We start from the raw sequence: 20,597 nt of genomic DNA on the forward strand, positions 1-20,597 counted from the left end.
ATCAGCAAAAGTCAACAGATATATTCAGGTACCTAAGTAAAATGACAGGTGAAAAAAGGCTCCGAGGGGAGCCTTTTAAAAGCGTATTATGCAGCTTCGAATTTATATCCGACCCCGTATACGGTTTGTATCACGTCTTTATTATTGAGAACCGCCGCTATTTTTTTGCGCAGGTTTTTTACATGGCTGTCGATGGTTCTTTCGTATCCTTCAAACTCATATCCGTGGACGTTAGCTATCAGGTCTGTTCTGGAAAAAACTCTGCCGGGCTGTTTCGCCATGATGTAAAGCAGCTCGAACTCACTTCTGGTGAGCGAAAGGTCATTCCCGTTTACAGTCACCTGATATTTCGAAGGCTGAATGACGATTGGTCCCGCAGTGAGCACGTCCTCCGTAGCTTCCGGAGCCAGTCTGCGCAGAACCGCCTTGACCCTTGCCACAACTTCCCGCGGGCTGTACGGTTTGCAGATATAGTCGTCCGCACCAAGTTCGAGTCCGATAAGCCTGTCCACCTCTTCAACCTTTGCAGTGGCCATGAGCATAGGCACGTTTGAGAACTTGCGGACCTGTCTGCATATCTCAAGCCCGTCCGTGTCCGGAAGCATAAGGTCGAGAATAACGGCATCAGGTACAAGTTTTTTAATGGATTCGACCGCTTTTGCGCCTGAGTCCAGGGTGTGCACTTCAAACCCGGACTGTTGAAAGTAGTCTTTCAGAATGGAAGCTATTTGTGTTTCATCTTCAATTATAAGAACCTTTTTATTCATGTTCATCCTCACCCGGAAGAATTATTTCTATCTTTAGACCACCCATACCGCCGCTGACGGCCTTAATGGTGCCTCCGTGTTTTTCAACTATGTATTTGCATATGGCAAGCCCAAGTCCGCTTCCGCCTGTTTCGCGGTTTCTTGATGTGTCGGAGCGGTAGAGTCTGTCAAATAACATGCCGAGCTGATCATCTGAAACGCCTGGACCTGTGTCCTCTATGGTTGTTGTCACACCGAGCCGGTTGTCCATGCAGGAAATGAAGATAACACCCGGACTTTTGCTGTGTTTCAGCGAGTTTTCAATTATATTTATGAACACCTGGCGCAGTCTGGAAACGTCGCCTCTGACAAGTGTGCCGCCGCCGCGTATCATTGTCCGTATTTCAAAGCCGAACTCCTCTGCGCGGCTCTTATAAAGCTCTACGACGTCCTCGGCAATCTGCTGCAGTTTTACGGGTGCGAACTGAAAGTGCATGTTGTCCGATTCCGCCATTGTTATCTCATGAAGCTCGTTCACCAGCTTTATAAGTCTTGACACCTCACCGTGCAGAATGTTCATTGTTTCAGCATCCGTCTTTCTCACGCCGTCCTGCATAGCCTCAATATTGCCAAGAAGAACAGACAAAGGGGTGCGCAGTTCGTGTGAGATATCTGAAATCCAGCGGTTCTGTTTCTGCTCATACATTCTCAGATCCTGCGCCATTTTGCGGAAATCCAGCGCGAGATCTCCCAGCTCGTCGTTGGACATCTGCTTAATATCTATATCAAAATCTCTTGATGCGAGCTTTTTTGTGGCGTTTATCAGAACAGGGACGGGTGCGAGCAGTTTTTTTGTGAAAAACCATGAAAGAACACCAGTAAGCACTATTATTATAAGGGCGCTGAAAAGCATCATGCTCAACTGTTGACGAAGAAATCCGATGGCAAGGGGATGCGTTACCTGCGGCGGTTTGCGTATACCCAGATAACCAACTGTCTTTTCATATGCTTTAATGGGCATCAGAACAAATTCGTCTCTGTTTCTGTTAAAATTCTTTCCGACTATGATGTTCTTGTTGACATCCAGCATGGTCAGAAACGGTCTGAAATGGATAAAAGATGCTACGTTCAGTTTATTGTCTTTGGTAAGAAAGACTTTTTTGAGCATCTCTATCTCTCTTTCCGGTTCGGTTTTGCGTCCTTTATCATCCATAAAAGGAGGCGGAGGAGGCAGAAAAGATGACATGGCTCTGTCAGGGTTGTCCATTATGTCCCTGATCTCATCAAAGCTGCCGTGTGTCTGGTAATATTCGCCCAGCTTGTCCGCAAGCCACGTCATTTCCTGCATTTTTGACTTTATCAGGTATTCTCTGAAATTAAAGTAGCCGAAATAGCCCACCATGAGTATCATGATGGACATGCTCACAACGACTGCGAAAAGTGAAAGAGCGTATATCTTATAAAAGAGTCTGATTTTCATACGTCACCTGACATAAAATAATGCTTAAAGTTTGCAAATTCCAATAAAAAAATATAAACAATCGTTCAAATACACAATTTCTCCATATTTTCCACACAATCTCGTGCTATCTTTTATTAAAGGAAAAAGGTAACGAACCTTTTATAACCTCCTTTAAAAAGTACTCCTTGCACGCCTTAGAAAAAGCGGCCTTACAGCCGCTTTTTCATTTGTTCGTTGCCGCAGACCATATCCCGCCTTTACTCAGTTATTACGCCTCGTAGGAATTTTGTGAATAGAATCCCTGAAGGAGCTTGTCGATTGTGCTTTGGTATGCCGCTTCTGTTGTTTCGTCCGAACCGTCGGACTGTAACGACTGGAGCATACTCAGGTAATCTGTTGTGCCGGAGTCACTGCTGCCGAAGTATGAATCAGACGAACTGTCGGTGTCATCCGCTGAAAACAGGGAATCCAGACTGTTCTGAATGGAAGTGAGTAGACTTATGATGCTTGAACTGGAGCTGTATTCGCTGCTCTCGTCCTCATCTTCCTTAGCCGGAGGAGGTCCCATAGGTGCACCTTTCGGTTTGATATCTTCCGACTGCATGAGACTTTGCAGCTCTTCGTCGCTGAAACTTCCGTCCCCGTCTGTGTCATATTCGCTGAAAAGGGATTCTCCATCCACTTCCTGTCCTGTTTTGGACGTAATGTCGTCTACCAGTGCAAGGAGTTCACTCTTGTCTACTGTCCCGTCCTGGCTTGTGTCAACCTTACTGAAAAAAGATTCCGCACCCTGTGACTGCTGTTTTGCAGCAGCGAGCTTGTCTTGCGCATAGCTGTAGAGAGCGGAACTCTGGTTGCTTATACTGCTGATACTCATTGTTTCCCTCCATTGTCTAGATAGGAGCAGCGGGAGAACAGGTCTGTGACATTATACTTTAAACCACATGTGTGAAGACAGTTTGCAATGATTGTGTTAAAACGATGGACGAGGGCTGTGCTTCCCAAAATGCGTGTTGCTTTAGGTGTGAAATTCTAATATTATAATAAAAATCAGCAATGGGGCGTGAGCGTCCCGTTTTAAAGGGAAGCGGAACCATCGCAGATGAACAAATATCCTTTTATACGTATCACTTTGATCTTTTTTGCGATTCTTTCCTGCTATGAACTCTATCAGGGCTATTCTAATTTTCGCACCAATGTTTTAAATAAGGCAAGGGATATCTCCGATGTGAACCGTGCGTTCGGTTATTGGGGTGCGAAAGTGGGCACGATATATGCGCCGTCCGGCAATGTCGCGGTACGCGAAAACTATGACGGGAATTCGCATCAGACAACAAAAGACGGGCAGAGCCTCACAAGGATAAATCCCGCATATATGATGCGCATGTCCTCGCAAGAACTTCACTCCTCCACGGGTATAAATTTCCGTCTGGTGAGCAACAATCCCATAAATCCCGCAAACCTTCCGGTGGGATGGGAAAAGAACGGACTTTCCCAAATCTCTTCTGGCAAAAATGAATTTGCCAGACTCGACTACGTTCACTTACTTAAAGATATCCGGTTCGAATATATGATTCCTCTGTATATTAACGAAAGCTGTCTGCGCTGCCACGAATACGTCAATTACAAAAAAGGGGATATGCGCGGAGCTATCAGCCTCAGCTTTCCTGTTGCGGATGAGCACAACAGACAGTTTTTCTTTACGCTTCTCACGATACTTGCATATGCGATGGTAACCGCACTGGTTATCCGTCTTATAGTCCTTTCCCGTCGCGAGCTTGAGCACGCATGGCGGGAAAAACTGAAGAATATCAGCGACCTTGAGTCTGAGATGGAGCGAAGGGAGATGAGTGAAGCCGCTCTTATCCACAAAACACGAAGCTCCTCCATAAACGAGATACTGCGCATGGTGGCACATCACTGGCGTCAGCCGCTGAACAATATAGGACTGCTGATACAGACCATTCAGGTTGCAAACACCAGACAGGAAGAGGAAGAAGCGGCACAGCACGCAATTAAGATAGTTAAAGAGATGAGCGAGACGATAGACCTTTTCACGTCTGCCGTTAAGGTTGAAAATAATGTCCTGATGGACGTCAAAGCTATGACTTTTGACGCTCTGAAACTCCTCCGTCCTGAATTTGAGGCAGTTGGGATTGAAGTATACGTTGTCTGCACCATGGGCGGAGAGAATCGCGAAATTCAGATGACAGAAGAGGACAACCTCTTCCACTCCTGCGGACGCGGACGATTCACCTGTGACAATGTATGCGGATTCAGCCATGTCTATCTTGAAGGCGAAGAATCCATGTTTAAACAGGTAATGCTGATAATCCTGAAAAACTCATACGACTGTCTTATAGAAAAACCCGCCGGAGAGGAACGTCTAATAACCGTCCGCTTTATAAGGGTCGGTGACTATGCTCAGATAGAGATATGCGATAACGGTGCTCCTGTTGAAGAGGAATCTAAATCCAGACTTTTTGAACCCTATTTCTCCACAAAAGGCTGCGGCGCCGGAAAAGGCATTGGGCTTTTTACCGCCCAGAACCTTGCTTCAAATTTTGACGGCGGGGATCTGTTCTTTGACGATACCTACGGCAAATGCTTCATATTCCGCTTCCGCCCCTGCGGTCACGACTGACGATTCTTTTCAGTTAAAATTCATCTTAACAGTTATTATTTGAATACCGATAAAAAACAGGCGGTCTTTCGACCGCCGTTATGTGTTATTTACCCAGTGCTTTGCCTCTGGCTGTGTGTCTTTCCTGCTGCGACAGTATCTTTTTGCGGAGTCTGATGGATTTGGGCGTTACCTCCACCATCTCGTCGTCGGCAAGAAAATGTATGGCTCTTTCAAGGGTCATAGGCGGAACGGGCGTAAGTATGATCGCCTCGTCTTTACCGGATGCCCTCATGTTGGTGAGTTTCTTCTCTTTGCATGGGTTGGCGTTCAGGTCGTTGTCCTTGTTATATTCGCCGATGATCATGCCTTCGTATACCACGTCACCGGGAACGATGAACAGCGTTCCTCTGGGTTCGAGGTGGAAGAGACCGTATGCGACGCCTTTTCCGGCGCGGTCAGCAACTATGGAGCCTGTGAATCTGCTTGGTATGTCGCCCCTGTGGGGTTCATAGCCGAGCAGAAGTGAGTTCATTATGCCTGTTCCCTTGGTGTCTGAAAGGAATTCATCGCGGTAACCGATAAGTCCGCGGCTGGGTATTGAAAATTCAACCCTCGCCCTTCCTGTGCCGTTGTTTATAAGGTTAATCATCCTGCCTTTGCGGATGGAGAGCTTTTCAGTGATAACGCCGACGAAGACCTCTTCGCAGTCGATGAAAAGGTGTTCGATGGGTTCGCAGAGCTCGCCGTCTATGGTTTTGCAGATAACTTCGGGTCTGCCCACGCATACCTCGAACCCTTCGCGGCGCATGGTCTCAAGAAGTATCGCCATCTGAAACTCGCCGCGCCCTTTAACAATGTAGCTCTCCTTGTCGGAGCTTTCCTCAACTTTGATGGCAACGTTTTTAAGCGTTTCTTTCAGAAGTCTTTCTTTTATCCTGTTGGACTGAACCAGCTTGCCTTCGCGTCCGGCAAGGGGACCTGTGTTGGGGCTGAATTTCATTGAAACGGTGGGTTCGTCCACTGTGATTCTGGGCAGTGCCTTGGGTGATTCTTTCGTACAGATTGTATCGCCGATGGAGATGTCTTCCAGACCGGAAAGAACGATTATCTCGCCGGGTTCTGCAAGGTCAACCTCTTTTGTACCGAGACCTTCATATATCTGAAGTTTGCTGACGCGCAGTGTCGCTGTGTTGTCTGCACCGATGCGCACAAGTGTTTCGTTTGCCTTTGCGGAACCGTTGATAACCTTTCCCACAGCCAGCCTGCCGAGATAGTCGGAATATCCGAGGTCGCTCACAAGCATCTGGAAGGGTTCCTCGTCGTCATATCCGGGGGCGGGGATTTCGTTTACGATAGCTTCGAAGAGGGGTTTCATATCTGTTCCGCGCTCTTCCAGAGTTTTCTGACAGATGCCTTCACGTCCGATGGCGTAGTATACGGGGAACTCAATCTGTTCGTCATCCGCGCCGAGATCGATGAAAAGGTCATATACCTCGTTGAGCACTTCGTTGGGTCTTGCATCCTGACGATCTATTTTGTTTATTACTACTATAATTTTAAGTCCTGCTTCAAATGCCTTGCCAAGAACGAATCTTGTCTGAGGCAGGGGACCTTCGGACGCGTCCACAAGGAGTATTGCGCCGTCAACCATGGAGAGTGCACGCTCAACCTCGCCGCCGAAATCGGCGTGACCTGGAGTATCAAGGATGTTTATCTTAACATCGCCCCAGCGTACCGCGCAGTTTTTAGCGGAGATAGTGATGCCGCGCTCACGTTCCAGATCCATACTGTCCATAAGTCTGTCTTCGACCTGCTGTTCCTCACGGAAGAGACCGCTCTGTTTGAAGAGTGTGTCAACCAGAGTGGTTTTTCCGTGGTCAACGTGAGCTATGATAGCTATATTCCTGAGTTTCTCGTTTTTTTGTTTTGCCATTTTACACCTGAAAAAATTTGAACCCGACAGTATTCAACAGATTTTAAAATAAAGAAAGGCTTTTCTGACTGTTTGACCGAAAAATTACACACATGGGGCGTTTTTGTTGAGAGTTATCTCCATTGTCACACCCTGTCCGTTGTTTTTCGCAGTGATTGTGCCGCACATATATTTTTCAATAACCGTTTTAGCCATATAAAGTCCGATGCCTGTTCCTTGCCCCGCCTCTTTCGTTGTGAAGAACGGATTGAACACCTTGTCAATTATGTCTTCGGAGATACCTGTTCCGTTGTCGGTGACTGTTATTTTTATGATGTCTCCGTCAACAGTGATGATTACGGTGATAAGTCCGTCCTTCTCTCCGTTCTCTTCCGCATATCTTGTGCGGATGGCATCCACGGAGTTATAGATGAGGTTGAGCAGTGTCTGTTTAAACTCGTTAAGAAAGCCTGTTATACGGGTGTTTCCGTATTCGCACGCCGGCATACGCTCAAGAAATACGCATTCGAACTCTTTTTGCGGACATTTGCAGCTTACCATAAGCCTGATATGCTGGGTGGAGAGGGTCGCGCTTAAAATGTCCCCGATTTCGCGCAGAATATCGATTATTTCAAAGCTCTCCTTCTCAACGCTGGGTTCGAAGAATGTTCTGTATTTATCAATGGATTCAGAGAGTTTATTTAGCAGACTCATGTTTTTCTTTTCAAACTCTTCTATATACTGGATATTCAGCTCTCCGCTTTTGTATGCCTCGGAAAGATCCTGCACATACAGCCCTACGGCGTTGATGGGCTGGCGCCAGTGATGGGCAAGGGCTGAGAGCATTAGTCCCATGTCCGCAACCTTCTGCTGCTGATTGATTATCTGGTCTTTCATGCGGCAGTTTTCCACCTCTCTGCGCACACGTTCCTCAAGTCCGGCATTTGCCTGTTTCAGCTCATTCAGAACCTTTTCGTGTTCTGTTTCAAGCTCTGCAATGGAATCTATAAACCCTTTCCGCGCTACATAAATTATGAGCAGAAGCCCGGCAGTGCAGATTATAAGTACATTTATGAAATGGCTCTGCATCCACTCCTGCATTCCGCCGGATTTTGCAAGGAAAATGAAATTTCCGATGTTTTTACCCGAATAGTCATACAACCTGAAGCCTTTGATTATTTCATAGCGCCCGTCCGGTGTTTCGGCGGTAAGATTCAGTTTATCAGAGTTCAGTATGGTTTTCAGAGTCGCTTTGCTGTTGTTGAAATAGGTTGTCTGTTCATTGTCTGCCGTTTTCATTTTAAGCAGTCCGGCAACTTCGCTGTTAACGGTTATCACGCTTTTGATGTTGGAAATACCGGCTATGCGGTTTGCAATGAAATTAAGGTCTGCGCCAACTTCAACAACGCCTATTATTTTGCCGCCCCGCTTTACAGGCACCATAAAGCGCTGTCCAACTACTTTGGAGCATACTTCAAGCCCGGAGAGAGGTTCTCCGGTTTTAAGAACCTTGCGAAGCATCGGGCGGTAAGCTGCACTGCTGTCGCCGTATACATCCGGCAAAAGCGTTCTGAGAAAAACTTTTCCGTCCGCTGTGTGAAATGTAAGAACAACCGTTGAACCGGGAAATGACTTTTCCAGCAGAGACACGTAAGGTTTAAGCTGTCTGTTCAGCGCCTCCCTGTTTCCCGAAGAATACACGTCGGTGACATGGTGGTCGTTGACAATAAGGCTGGCGTATGCCTTCAGAATTGCGGTTGTGCGTTTGGGGATGTTTTCATAAAATTTTGTTACAACAGAGATATGCTCCTGACGGAGAATTTCGAGATGCTTGTTATAACGATACCATTCATCAAACAGGTAGCAACCTGTAATGATAACCATGATAGCCACAAGCATATAGATGGTTCTGGTTTTAACCTTCAAAGCATACTCCGTTGATTTCGGCATATGCTCAAGTATACTACATAATGACTATATAAACCACTAATTAATACACAAAAAAAAGCGGGGCGGAGGACAGAACACTCCTCCGAGGTACAAAGAAGATTAATCTTTTGTGGGGGTGACAGATCTTCTTTGTACGCCCCGCAAACCTTACAACCTGCAACATTTTTCCGTCGTGGAAAAATGTTGTGAACGCTCCAGTCGGCAAAGCCTTCCTGCGCTCACGTTTCATCCTGAAACTTCAGTAGCTTCTTTATTTATTCAGTATCTTCCGCATCATGTAGTTTATGTCGCGGAAAACGAGAACGTCTTTTCCGTTCATCAGACAGTAGATGGGTCTGCCAACCTCAGCGCCTGAAAGTTTTGCATCCTTCACAGGCAGAAGAAGAGAGACAAGTCTCTGACCGGAGCGTATCACCATGCTGGCGGTGACATGTCCGATGTCGAGGTCTTCCACATATCCTTTTATAAGTTTGTATCCGTCTTTTTTAAGCAGCGCGGATACGTCTGCTCTGCTGGTGAGTTCTGACTGCATAATAATAGTACCCCCTGCCGTTAAGCGGTTTTAGAGCCGGACATTTCGGCGAGAAGTCTGCTTCCCGCTTCCCAAGCCGCTTCTTCGATACCCTTGTATGCCTGCCGTGTGTCCACAAGGATGCCTTTGCGTTTCATATCGTCATAGGCGTTTTTGCCTGCCACTGTGCATATCATGACGCTGCAGTCTTTGATCAGATTTGCAACGTTTTTAAGGTGTCCTGAGAGCTTGATGCACGCCTGGGAGTTGTCATAGTCCAGAGTTCGTATCTCCCTAAGGTGCGCTCCCCATCCAGAAACCTCGTAAACGTAGAAGTTTCTTGCATTTTTAAAGGAGATGTCCGCCATGCGGTGATTGTCCGTTGCGACGGCAACGAGAACCATTCTGCTGCGGTCGTATGTCCTCACCTTCCATTCACTGTGGAACTGTTCGAGGTAGTTGTGTCTTCTGTTGCTTATTACCTGCGCTTTCAGCATGGAAGCTGCGGCTTTAACATCTTCTGTGACATTGTTGAAATCCCAGTCCTGACCCAGTTTTCCGATTGCATCGGCACGGCACTGGCGGCAGTGCTGCATAACGGAATCAAATCCGCCCATAATTTCGGCGCATTGGAAGCGTACTTTGCCTATTAGTTCCGGAGTTGGTTCCGGCACGCCGTCGCTGGCGAATTTCGTACCGTATTCCGGTTTGCTCATAAGTGGGATTATGTTGTGGATGAACACGCCGAGTTCTTTAATCTTTCTGGAAACCTCGCTTATATGGGCGTCGTTTATGCCGGGGATAAGGACTGTGTTAATTTTTACGAGTATGCCCCGCTCAACCAGACCTCTGATTCCCTCTATCTGACGCTCCATAAGAATGCGGGCGGCCTCGACACCGTGATACGTCTTATCGTTGTAGTGTATCCAACTGTAGATTTTCTGACCGATTTCGGGGTCAACTGCATTCATGGTTACGGTAACGTGTCCTATTTTAAGCTCTGCAATGTCGTCCAGATGGTCGGGCAGTGCCAGACCGTTTGTGCTTATGCAGGGGATAAGTTCTTTGTCATATGTTTTGAGAAGTCTCAGCGTTTCGAAAGTCGCTTCGGGGTTCGCAAGTGCATCGCCGGGACCCGCTATGCCAACCACGGAGAGATTTTCGATTGAGTGTTTCACCATAATAACCTTTTCAAGCGCGTGTTCGGGGGTAAGTATACTGCTGGTAACGCCGGGTCTGGACTCGTTTGAACAGTCGTACTTCCTGTTGCAGTAGTTGCACTGGATGTTGCAGGCGGGCGCAACGGGAAGGTGTATCCTTGCGAATTTATTGTGGGCGTCCTTGCAGTAGCATGGGTGCTTGTCAATTTTAGCCTTAACAGCGTCTCTGTCCATTTGTCACCTCACACTCTGGTGAAAGCAACGGACGTGCCAAGAAATACATTTTACAAAATAAACCGGATAGCTTCGGGCTAAAGCCCTCGCAAAGACACACAATCGTCTCTGCGAGGAGCATAGCGACGCGGCAGTCTATTGTCTTATGTCAGATAGACTACAGATTTTCATCTGGTCATTTCTTGTGCAATCGACTGTTTTTTAATCATTGGCACACCTTTTGCAAGATAAACCGCAAGGGAGGCAACCATGATAATAGATGACACAACACTAAGAGACGGCGAGCAGACGCCCGGTGTGGCGTTCACCCGCAAAGAGAGGCTGGAGATAGCCCGCAGGCTGGATGCTATCGGTGTTCAGGAGATAGAGGCGGGCATACCTGTAATGGGTACTGACGAATCCGCAATGTTCGCATCCATCATGGACTTAGGGCTTAGCGCCCGCATCATAGCATGGAACCGCGCACTGGTGAAAGACGTCCAGGCATCGGTGGCAGCCGGTGCCAACGCAATAGAGATTTCGCTGCCCCTTTCGGATATACAGATTGAGACCAAGCTGGGCAAAACACGCAAATGGGTGCTTAAACAGATAGCAGAGGTGCTTGATTATTGCGCAAAATATAACCTCTATATCTCTGTTGGCGGCGAGGATGCTTCAAGGGCGCATCCCGACTTCATAGAGCAGTACGTTCAGACCATAGAGGCGCACGGAGCATCCCGTTTCCGCTTCTGCGATACGGTAGGGATACTTGACCCTTTCCGCACATATAATATGACAAAGAGAATACGCGAGGCTACCAAGCTCGACCTTGAGGTGCACACACATAACGATTTCGGTATGGCTACGGCAAATGCTCTGGCGGCCGTTCAGGCAGGTGCGACACATGTAAACACCACTGTTATCGGTCTTGGCGAGCGTGCGGGCAATGCACCTCTGGAAGAGATAATAATGGCGGCGCGCCACGTTTACGGAAATCAGGATGTGTTCAACACCAAACATCTGCGTCCGCTTTCCGAATATGTGGCGCAGGCAGCGGGCAGACACGTCGATCCGCAGCGTCCTGTAATCGGTGAGTACATGTTCACCCACGAATCGGGGATACACACCGACGGAGTGCTGAAAAACCCGAAAAACTATGAGCCGTTCGATCCTGAGGAACTGGATATGAAGCGCCATCTTGTGTTCGGAAACCAGTCGGGTCTGCACGTTCTGGAGCATATGCTTGCGCAGGAGGGGATACATCTCAGCCAGTGGCAGCTCACGGGACTTCTGCACGAGGCGAAGAAACTTGCCAGAAAAAACAAGGCTGTGCTGAGAAATAAGGACGTTTCCGGTCTCTGCGAAAAAATGGGACTCTGCGTCGGCGCATAAGTTAATGGGGCGGAAATCATCCCCCATTACATCTTTCTTGCATATAATTTTCCGCTTTCTGGCAAAAGAACGACATTTTCATTTCATTTTGCACTTATGTTGAACCGTTGGATATTCTGACGGAGGTCAAAATGAAAAAATTACTTCTGATGTTTATTGCGATGCTCACTTTCGCCATGTCGGCATTTGCCGGAGAGATAACGGTTTACACCGCCCTTGAGGACGACCAGTACCCCGTTTATCTCGAATCGTTCAAAAAACAGTATCCCGATATCAAGGTCAATATTGTAAGGGATTCCACCGGTATAATCACAGCCCGTCTTCTGGCGGAGAAAGCTAAACCTCAGGCTGATGTCGTTTGGGGACTTGCCGCTACAAGCCTTCTTGTGCTGGACAGCCAGAAGATGCTTGCTCCATATGCCCCCAAAGGTGTTGAAAAGGTTCTTCCCCAGTTCAAAGATAACAAAAAAGTTCCCGCATGGGTCGGTATCGACGCATGGATGACAGCTTTCACAGTGAACAAGCCTGAGCTTGCAAAACGTAACCTGCCCATCCCCGCCAGCTATTCCGACCTGCTTAAACCAGCATACAAAGGGCTTATCACAATGCCTAACCCCGCTTCATCCGGTACCGGCTATCTGACAGTAAACGCTTGGATGCAGATATATAAAGAGAAAAAAGCATGGGACTACATGGACAAACTTCACCAGAACATCGCCATGTACACTCACTCCGGCTCAAAACCTTCTAAAATGGCTGCGACAGGCGAATATCCCATCGGAATTTCCTTCGGCTACAGAGGCATAACAGAGATGAAAAAAGGTGCGCCCGTGGCGGTTGTTTTCCCCAAAGAGGGGTCCGGCTGGGATCTTGAGGCGAATGCACTCATGAAGAAAAAATCCATCAGCCCCGACGCGAAAAAATTCCTCGACTGGGCGATATCATCCGAAGCCATGAGCGAATACAACAAAAACTTTGCTATCATCACCGTTAAAAACAGCAATCCCGTTCCCGCAGGATACGTTGCGGAACCCCTCAGACAGATTATCAAAAACGACCTGCACTGGGCGGCACAGAACAGGGAGAGAATCCTTAAAGAATGGTCTGAAAGATACGACGCCAAGAGCGAACCCAAGAAATAACACTCCTACCGCGGGGAGGGTCTGAACGCCCTCTCCGCAACCCCCAAAAAACCGACGGAAAAAAATGGAAAACGAATATCTTAAAACCTGTAACATAACAAAATCGTTCGGCGGAAAAAGAGTGCTGAACGATGTTTCATTTACCGCAAAACGCGGTGAGTTTATCTGTCTGCTCGGTCCTTCAGGCTGCGGAAAGACAACCCTTCTGCGCATCATAGCGGGGCTTGAAAAATCCGACAGCGGCACTGTGTTCTTCCGCGGTGATGATTTCACTCCGGTTCCCGCATCCCGCAGAAACTTCGGCATTGTTTTTCAGTCATATGCGCTGTTCCCGAACCTGACAGTTACCCAGAACATAGCATACGGGCTTAAAACAAGGGACATAGGCAAAAAAGCGGCGGATGGAGTCGTTAACGAGATGCTTGAGATAACAGGACTCCACGGCGAAAAGGATAAATATCCCTTTCAGCTTTCCGGCGGTCAGCAGCAGCGGGTGGCTCTGGCACGGGCTTTGGCTCTTAAACCCGGTATACTCCTGCTGGATGAACCCCTCTCGGCACTTGACGCCAAGGTGCGCGAAAAGCTCCGCAAGGAGATACGCGCCATCCACGACAAAATGAATATAACCACTGTGATGGTCACACACGATCAGGAGGAGGCTATCACGGTTTCAGATAAGATAGCTGTCATGAACGGCGGAATAATCGAGCAGTTCGGCACGCCGGACGAGCTGTATTTCACCCCGAAAACCGAGTTCATAGCGGGATTTGTAGGTATGATGAACTTTCTGCATCTTGACGGCAGAAAGGTGGGCATCCGTCCCGAACAGATAAATGTGAGCACGTTCAGCGACGATGGCATAAACGCCGTCGTAAAGGATATTGAATTTCGCGGGTCATTTTTAAGACTTTTTCTGAAACTGGAGAACATAAAAACCGATTCACCGCTGGTGGTGGATGTCAGTTCGTGCGACCCCGCCATGAAGAGACTCAGGGCGGAGAGCCTTATAAAGGTGCAGATACCGGAATCTGCCATCAGTTTCTAGGGCGCTCCGATGAAGGCAAAAACCGTTACGTCGGTTCTAATAGGGCTGATAATACTCTATTTTCTGCTGTTCTTCTTCCTGCCGCTGGTAAGCATCGGCAGGCTTGCGTTCTATAACACGGACGGGGTTTTCATCGGGTTTAAAAACTTTGCTGAATATTTCACGTCACCCAACATGATATCGTCTTTTAAGAACTCTTTCGCTGTTTCAGGTATAGTTACTGTTGTCACTTTTCTGCTGGCGTTCTTTTATGCGTTCAGCATTTCCCGCATCCATATGCGGGGCAAGTACGTTCTGCGTTACATATCAATGATTTCACTGTTCACGCCGACCATGCTCCACGGTATCGCTCTGGTGTATCTTTTCGGGCGGCAGGGACTGGTTTCAAACCTGTTCATGTCGTGGCTTAACGCCAAGATGAATACGAATCACGTTTTCCCGTTCGAGATTTACGGCGCGGCAGGCATAATTATTTCCGAGGTGATATACACCTTTCCTCATGCGTATCTGATACTCTCCGTCTCTTTTGCCATGAGCGATTACAGGCTTTACGAAGCGGCGGAGACGATGGGCGCTGGCAAACTGCGTAAATTTTTCACTGTGACACTGCCGTCCGTCAAATACGGAACCATATCGGCGCTTACGACTATCTTTATACTGAGTTTCACCGATATGGGCGCGCCAAAGATTGTTGGCGGTCAGTACAACGTTATGGCGGTGGATATCTATAAACAGGTGATAGGTCAGCAGAATTTTTCCATGGGAGCGACTGTTGCCGTGCTTCTGCTGGTTCCGGCACTGATAGCGTTTTTCATCGACAGGCTCATCCAGCAACGGCAGGGGGCGACCTTTTCGTCAAAGTCAGTGCCCTATGTCATAAAGCGCAGTCTCTTCTCGGAACTGCTGGCGGCGGCTTACTGCTGGGGCATTGCGCTTCTGATACTGTTCGTTATCGGTACTTCGGTGTTTGTGTCGTTCATGAAGTTCTTTCCGTATGATATGACACTGACACTGAAACACTATATGTTTAAGTATGTTGCGGGTGACTTCTCGTCATATCTGAACAGTCTGAAGGTGGCTCTTGGAACGGCTGCGGTCGGAACGGCGGTGGCGTTTGCGGCGGCATACACAGCGGAGAAGACAAAAGCGAAGGACGTTTTCCGCAAGGTTCCCTATGCGCTGGCGATAACTACTCTGGCGGTGCCGGGGCTTGTTATAGGTCTGGCATACATACTCTTTTTCAACAGCCCTTCGAATCCGTTCTCGTTCATTTACGGCACCCTGACTATACTGGTGCTGGCAAACATAATCCACTTCATCGCGGTTCCTGTTATGTCCATAACAAGCTCGCTGAAAAAGCAGGACAGGGAGTATGACAACGTGGCGGAATCCATGGGCGTTGCGCCCGTTAAGACGCTTTTTCGCGTTACTCTGCCCCTGTCGCTGAACGCAGTGATGGAGACTTTTTTCTATTTCTTCGTGAACTCAATGGTGACGATATCGGCAGTGATATTCCTTTACGGGCAGGACACTAAACTTGCCACCATAGCCATCGTGAGCATGGACGATGCGGGGGACACAGCCGCCGCAGCCGCAATGGCGAGTCTGATACTCTTCACCAATATGGGTGTGAAAATAATCTATGACATAGCCGCGGGGATGATACGGAGAAAAACCGCCCGCTGGCAGACAATACAGAGGTAGATATGGATCTGAAAGCAGTTATCTTCGACTGGGCCGGAACCGCAGTGGACTACGGATGCTTCGCACCCGTTGCCGCCATGATGTCCGTTCTGGGGGAAGAGGGAATAACCGTTACGCCCGATCAGGTACGCCTGCACATGGGTATGAAAAAACGCGACCACATAGGTGAGCTGTTCCGTATGGAGGAGGTCGCCGCGCAGTTTGAAAAGGTACACGGGCACAGAGCTTCGGAAACGGAGATAGATGTTATTTACGAAAAGATAGACAGACGGCTCACCGACAGTCTGCCTGAATTTTCATCACCCATAGAAGGTTTCCTGAACGTCGTTTCGCAGATACGGGCGATGGGGCTTAAAATAGGTTCCACCACCGGATACACAAAGAGCATGATGGAGGTTGTGGCGGCGAACGCAGCGCGTCAGGGTTATGCGCCCGACCATATCGTCGCCTCCGATGAGGTGCCCGCGGGCAGACCCGCGCCGTGGATGTGCCATGAGAATATGCGGGTACTGAATGCCTTTCCAGCGTCCTTCTGCGTTAAGGTGGGGGATACTGTGGCGGACATCAAAGAGGGACTGAACGCCGGAATGTGGTCTGTGGGGCTTGTCATGGGCGGAAGCGAAATGGGGTTTTCTGAGGAAGAAGTACAATCCGCCGACCGCTATCTGCTGATGAAAAAAGCGTATGAAACAGCCGAAAGGCTTTATGAGGCGGGAGCGCATTACGTCGCTGTATTCAACAGTGAACTGCCCGCTGTATTTAAAAAGATAGACGCGCGGATCACCCGCGGCGAGACCCCTTCGGCTGCCGGCAGAAGTCTTGTCACCGAGGGCGAATCAAATACATCCGTTCTGCGCTCGTTCCGCAATGCGGAGCTTTCCGCTGAATCGGCGGAACTGGTGAAGAGGGACGACGCGGTATTCTTAGGTCAGGCGCTTTCGTCTCCCTGTCTGGATCTGGCAACTGAATGCAAAGGTTCCGGATTTACCCTGACAGGCGGCAGAAAAGTTCTGGATTTCCACGGAAACGGCGTACATCAGATAGGGTTCGGCAATGAACACGTTATCGAAGCGGTGGCAGAGCAGATGGATACCCTTTCCTTCTGTCCCAGAAGATACACCAATGAAAAGGCTGTTCTGCTGGCTGAAAAACTTACGGAGCTGACGGGGATGGAAAGGGTTCTTTTCGCTCCAGCCGCAACCCTTGCTGTCAGCAGTGCCATAAAACTTGCCATGAAGATCACGGGGAAAACGAAGATACTCTCAACATACGGCTCCTTTCACGGGGCGAGCCTCGACGCTCTCTCTGCGGCGGGTGATTCAGGATTTCTGAGCGGTATCAGAGGTTTTGACATAGGTGAAAATTTCCTTCCATACGACAGCTACAGGTGCATATTCGGCGACTGCTCCGCCTGCGGGCATAAGTGCCTTGAGCTGCTGGAAAAACGCATAAAAGAGAATAACAACGTTGCCGCCGTTATGCTTGAGGCGGTACGCTGTACCACCGTCCACGTTCCCGACAGGGCATATTTCGAAAAGCTGGACAATATCTGCCATAGATACGGCGTGCTGAAAATATTCGATGAGACCGCAGCCGGACTGGGAAGGTCGGGTAAATGGTTTTCATATCAGCATTTCGGCATAGAACCGGATATGGTTGTCGCCGGAAAAGGGCTTGGCGGCGGGGTTATGCCCCTTGCCTGTCTGATGGCACGAAAAGGTCTGGACGGTGCTCAGGATATCTCTATCGGTCATTACACCCATGAGAAAAATCCCGTTGCGTGTGTTGCCGGACTTGCGGCAATAGATTTTATGGAGAAAGAGGGTCTGCCGGAAGAGGCGGGCGCGAAAGGTGATAATTTCGGCACTGTGCTGAACGCACTGCACAAAAAATACTCACATGTGATAGGCGACGTGCGTCACCTTGGACTGATGGCGGCGGTTGAGATGGATAAAAACGTGAAAGAGCGGAATTTCATCGCGGAATATGTGATGTACGAATCGCTGAAAGCGGGACTGAGCTTCAAAGTGTCAGCAGGAAGTGTACTGACACTTTCACCGGCACTCACAATCACGGAAGGCGAACTGGGGCGGGCGGCTGAAATACTCGATTCCGCTCTGGCTCAGGTAAGGATATAGGAGAGGCATATGCACGGATTTGATAATAACTATCTTCTTTTAACCCCCGGTCCGCTCTCAACAACGCAGAGCGTCCGCGCAGCTATGATGTATGATGTCCCAACCAGAGACAAAGAGTATTTTGCAATGATTCAGGATATCCGCAGGGAGCTTGTTCAGCTTGCGGCGGGCGGCGATGAAAAATATACGGCGGTGCTTGTTCAGGGGTCAGGTACCTATGCGGTTGAGTCCATGCTGTGCAGCGCGGTGAGCGTCAACGACAGACTGCTCATAGCCGTAAATGGTGCATACGGGCAGCGCATGGCTGAGATAGCGAAAAAAGCCGGACTGACTTTTGAGACAGTAACCTTTGAAGAGGATGAACCCGTTGACGTTAAGGCGGTTTCGGATATGCTCTGGAAGGGTGATTTCACACATCTGGCGGTGATACATCTTGAGACCACAACGGGGATACTTAACCCCGTTAAGGAGCTTGGCAGGATATGTGCGGAATCGGGCACGGTTTTTATGGCAGACTGCATGAGCAGTTTCGGTTCGGTGGAATTTGATATGAGAGAATGCGGGATGTCCTTTATGGCGGCATCTTCAAATAAATGTCTTCAGGGCGTTCCGGGTATAGGGCTTGTGGTATGCCGAAGGGACGCAGTTGAAAAGTGCAGGGGAAACAGCAGGTCGGTTTCACTCGATCTTTACGACCAGTATGCGTTCATGGAATCGTCAAAAGGCGGGTTCCGGTTCACCAGCCCCACACATGTCATACTGGGACTTAAACAGGCATTGGCGGAACTTTCAGAGGAGGGCGGCATAGCTGCCCGCAGCGCCAGGTACAGGGAGAATCAGCGTATTCTCTCGGAAGGTGTTAAGGAACTCGGTTTTAAACTGTTTCTGTTGGAGGAAGTTCAGTCACCCGTGATAACGACAATAGAGTACCCGTCAGGCGGTTTCGATTTCGAGAGAATGTACGGGTATCTCAAGGACAACGGTTTTTATATCTATCCCGGCAAGCTGACGAAGAAAGAGACGTTCAGAATCGGCACTATAGGCAACGTTTTTCCCGACGATATCAGAAGACTTCTGGGGCTGATAGAGCATTGGCTTGAGGCATAAAAAAAGGCGGTCGCAATGACCGCCTTTATTGTTTTGTTTACGCTTCTGAGGGTGCAATATCTCTCAGGAGAATCTCGATTATCTCGGCGGCAGTGATGCCGTCTCTGCCGTCTTTAATGAAATCTCCTATCTTTTTCAGTGTGTCGCCGGCTGTGATGAGGTAATGCTCAATATAGCCGTTTTTGTAGATTGTGGGCAGACCGATGTTAGCCACCAGAGCGTTGCAGAGGCATTTTCTGCCGTCTGTCTCCTCTTTCAGTCCGCCTTTTGCGATGTATGCGTCAACAGGTTCAGCCGCGCAGCGGTATCCTATTGAACCGTCGGCTTTTTTATAGAGTGAGCGCAGGTAGCCGAGGTTGCATATTCTGGGTCTTTTAAGGTATGTTTCAAGTTCGGAAAGTGTATCCTGTATTCTTGCCACCTTGAAAGGGAATCCCGTGGGGGATGCCTTGGGGTCTGTGAAGACATCGGGGATGCGCTGGATTATAGCTTTTTTGATGCTGTCCACAAAGCCGGACTCTTTGCACATGGCGAAGATTGTTCCCACCTGAATACCCTGTGCACCGGCGGCTATGGCGGCTTTCAGTTTTCCGGGTTCGCCCCATGAACCGCCCAGCCAGAAGGGAACGCCGAGTGACTGCACTTTTTCCAGTTCAACCTCGTCCTTTTCCGTGTAGATGGGTTCGCCCTTTGCGTCGAGCTCCATTCCGCCTCTGGGGGGAGCGTTGTGTCCGCCTGCGGAGTTATGTTCTATGACAAGTCCGTCAACGGCCGGTTTTGTCTTTTTAACCATGGTTGTTGCCAGAATGTTTGACGACACTATGGCGTAGAATTTGGGTCTTGCAAGCTCTTTGAGATGTGCGCCCATTATCATTTTCGGGCTGAATGTTATTCTGTAGTCCTCGTCCTTATCCGCTCCTGCAACGTTGAGGCGCAGGCTTGCATCCTCGCCTTTTGCAAAGCTGTCCAGAACGGCGGGTATCTCTCTGGGTATCCCCGCACCCATGACGATGTAGTCAACTCCGGCGAGCATTGCACCGTATATAGAGCTGAGGTTGGGGAGGATAACTTTTTCCATCAGGTTTATGCCGATGGGGTTGCTGTGACCCTCTTTTGCGAGATACACCTCACAGAAGTTCGCAGCCACAGTGAGTTCCTGCAGCTCTCTGGAAGGTGTCATGGTGTACATCTCCACCTGTTTATATGGAGCGGACTCTTCTTTTCCGCCCTCAATGAAGTAAGTTTTTATGATTCTTTCCGCGATCTCTCTGACAGGGAACGCGGCAAGCGCTTTGCGCATCTGTCCGTCACTGTCTCCGTTCTGAAGTCTGCGTACCAAAATAACGTCCATCGCAGTGCCGGAGACAACCCCTATTTCACCGCTTTCCCCCACGGCTCTTGCCAGACGCCAGTCGGAAACACCTGCGCCCATGCCGCCCTGTAAAATTCTGTACTCTTTCATCCTTGCCTCATATGTTAAACGGCATCT

The 20,597-nt window shown here is 48.9% G+C and carries 15 protein-coding genes; 7 read left to right on the top strand and 8 right to left on the bottom strand.

The window, feature by feature from the left end:
- Positions 1 to 86 precede the first annotated feature (86 nt).
- The 3 genes from Q7P67_RS08765 to Q7P67_RS08775 all read right to left on the bottom strand — a co-directional run bounded on the left by Q7P67_RS08765 (position 87) and on the right by Q7P67_RS08775 (position 3,085).
- Entirely contained in the window at positions 87 to 773 is a 687-nt protein-coding gene (locus Q7P67_RS08765) for a response regulator (protein ID WP_303851586.1), read from the bottom strand.
- On the bottom strand, positions 760 to 2,226 hold the full coding sequence (locus Q7P67_RS08770; RefSeq protein WP_303851587.1) for an ATP-binding protein: 1,467 nt from the start codon (positions 2,224 to 2,226) through the stop codon (positions 760 to 762). The genes Q7P67_RS08765 and Q7P67_RS08770 overlap by 14 nt, the downstream gene beginning before the upstream one ends.
- Positions 2,227 to 2,476: 250 nt before the next feature.
- Complete coding sequence (locus Q7P67_RS08775; protein WP_303851588.1) at positions 2,477 to 3,085, bottom strand: EF-hand domain-containing protein; 609 nt, start codon at positions 3,083 to 3,085, stop codon at positions 2,477 to 2,479.
- A gap of 351 nt (positions 3,086 to 3,436) precedes the next feature.
- On the opposite strand from Q7P67_RS08775, the gene Q7P67_RS08780 reads away from it, so the two are divergent.
- Positions 3,437 to 4,852, top strand: a complete 1,416-nt coding sequence (locus tag Q7P67_RS08780) for a DUF3365 domain-containing protein (protein ID WP_303851589.1) — start codon at positions 3,437 to 3,439, stop codon at positions 4,850 to 4,852.
- A gap of 85 nt (positions 4,853 to 4,937) precedes the next feature.
- On the opposite strand, the gene typA is transcribed toward Q7P67_RS08780, so the two are convergent.
- From typA to nifB, 4 genes are all read right to left on the bottom strand, one after another.
- Positions 4,938 to 6,767, bottom strand: coding sequence for a translational GTPase TypA (gene typA, locus Q7P67_RS08785; RefSeq protein WP_303851590.1), 1,830 nt, complete (start codon positions 6,765 to 6,767; stop codon positions 4,938 to 4,940).
- An 84-nt stretch (positions 6,768 to 6,851) separates the two neighbouring features.
- A complete protein-coding gene (locus tag Q7P67_RS08790; RefSeq protein ID WP_303851591.1) occupies positions 6,852 to 8,672 on the bottom strand; it encodes an ATP-binding protein in 1,821 nt (606 codons plus the stop codon).
- 274 nt (positions 8,673 to 8,946) lie between these two features.
- Positions 8,947 to 9,228, bottom strand: coding sequence for a hypothetical protein (locus tag Q7P67_RS08795; RefSeq protein WP_303851592.1), 282 nt, complete (start codon positions 9,226 to 9,228; stop codon positions 8,947 to 8,949).
- A gap of 20 nt (positions 9,229 to 9,248) precedes the next feature.
- Positions 9,249 to 10,601, bottom strand: a complete 1,353-nt coding sequence (nifB, locus tag Q7P67_RS08800; protein ID WP_303851593.1) for a nitrogenase cofactor biosynthesis protein NifB — start codon at positions 10,599 to 10,601, stop codon at positions 9,249 to 9,251.
- Positions 10,602 to 10,850: 249 nt separating this feature from the next.
- Between nifB and nifV the strand changes: the two genes are divergently transcribed.
- From nifV to Q7P67_RS08830, 6 genes are all read left to right on the top strand, one after another.
- Positions 10,851 to 11,972 (top strand): homocitrate synthase, encoded by a 1,122-nt coding sequence (gene nifV, locus Q7P67_RS08805; protein ID WP_303851594.1) that lies wholly within the window; start codon positions 10,851 to 10,853, stop codon positions 11,970 to 11,972.
- Positions 11,973 to 12,103: 131 nt separating this feature from the next.
- Positions 12,104 to 13,114, top strand: coding sequence for a putative 2-aminoethylphosphonate ABC transporter substrate-binding protein (locus Q7P67_RS08810; protein WP_303851595.1), 1,011 nt, complete (start codon positions 12,104 to 12,106; stop codon positions 13,112 to 13,114).
- Positions 13,115 to 13,178: 64 nt separating this feature from the next.
- Complete coding sequence (locus Q7P67_RS08815; RefSeq protein WP_303851596.1) at positions 13,179 to 14,159, top strand: ABC transporter ATP-binding protein; 981 nt, start codon at positions 13,179 to 13,181, stop codon at positions 14,157 to 14,159.
- Positions 14,160 to 14,168: 9 nt separating this feature from the next.
- On the top strand, positions 14,169 to 15,863 hold the full coding sequence (locus tag Q7P67_RS08820; RefSeq protein WP_303851597.1) for a putative 2-aminoethylphosphonate ABC transporter permease subunit: 1,695 nt from the start codon (positions 14,169 to 14,171) through the stop codon (positions 15,861 to 15,863).
- A gap of 2 nt (positions 15,864 to 15,865) precedes the next feature.
- On the top strand, positions 15,866 to 18,001 hold the full coding sequence (locus tag Q7P67_RS08825; RefSeq protein ID WP_303851598.1) for an aspartate aminotransferase family protein: 2,136 nt from the start codon (positions 15,866 to 15,868) through the stop codon (positions 17,999 to 18,001).
- Between the two features lie 9 nt (positions 18,002 to 18,010).
- Positions 18,011 to 19,108 (top strand): 2-aminoethylphosphonate--pyruvate transaminase, encoded by a 1,098-nt coding sequence (locus Q7P67_RS08830; RefSeq protein WP_303851599.1) that lies wholly within the window; start codon positions 18,011 to 18,013, stop codon positions 19,106 to 19,108.
- A gap of 37 nt (positions 19,109 to 19,145) precedes the next feature.
- On the opposite strand, the gene Q7P67_RS08835 is transcribed toward Q7P67_RS08830, so the two are convergent.
- Positions 19,146 to 20,570 carry a nitronate monooxygenase gene (locus tag Q7P67_RS08835; RefSeq protein ID WP_303851600.1) on the bottom strand — a complete coding sequence of 475 codons (1,425 nt, stop codon included), beginning with the start codon at positions 20,568 to 20,570 and terminating at the stop codon, positions 19,146 to 19,148.
- Positions 20,571 to 20,597: the final 27 nt, after the last annotated feature.

It is taken from the genome of Seleniivibrio woodruffii, from assembly GCF_029267515.1.
In the GTDB taxonomy this organism is placed as follows: Bacteria; Chrysiogenota; Deferribacteres; order Deferribacterales; family Geovibrionaceae; genus Seleniivibrio; species Seleniivibrio woodruffii_A.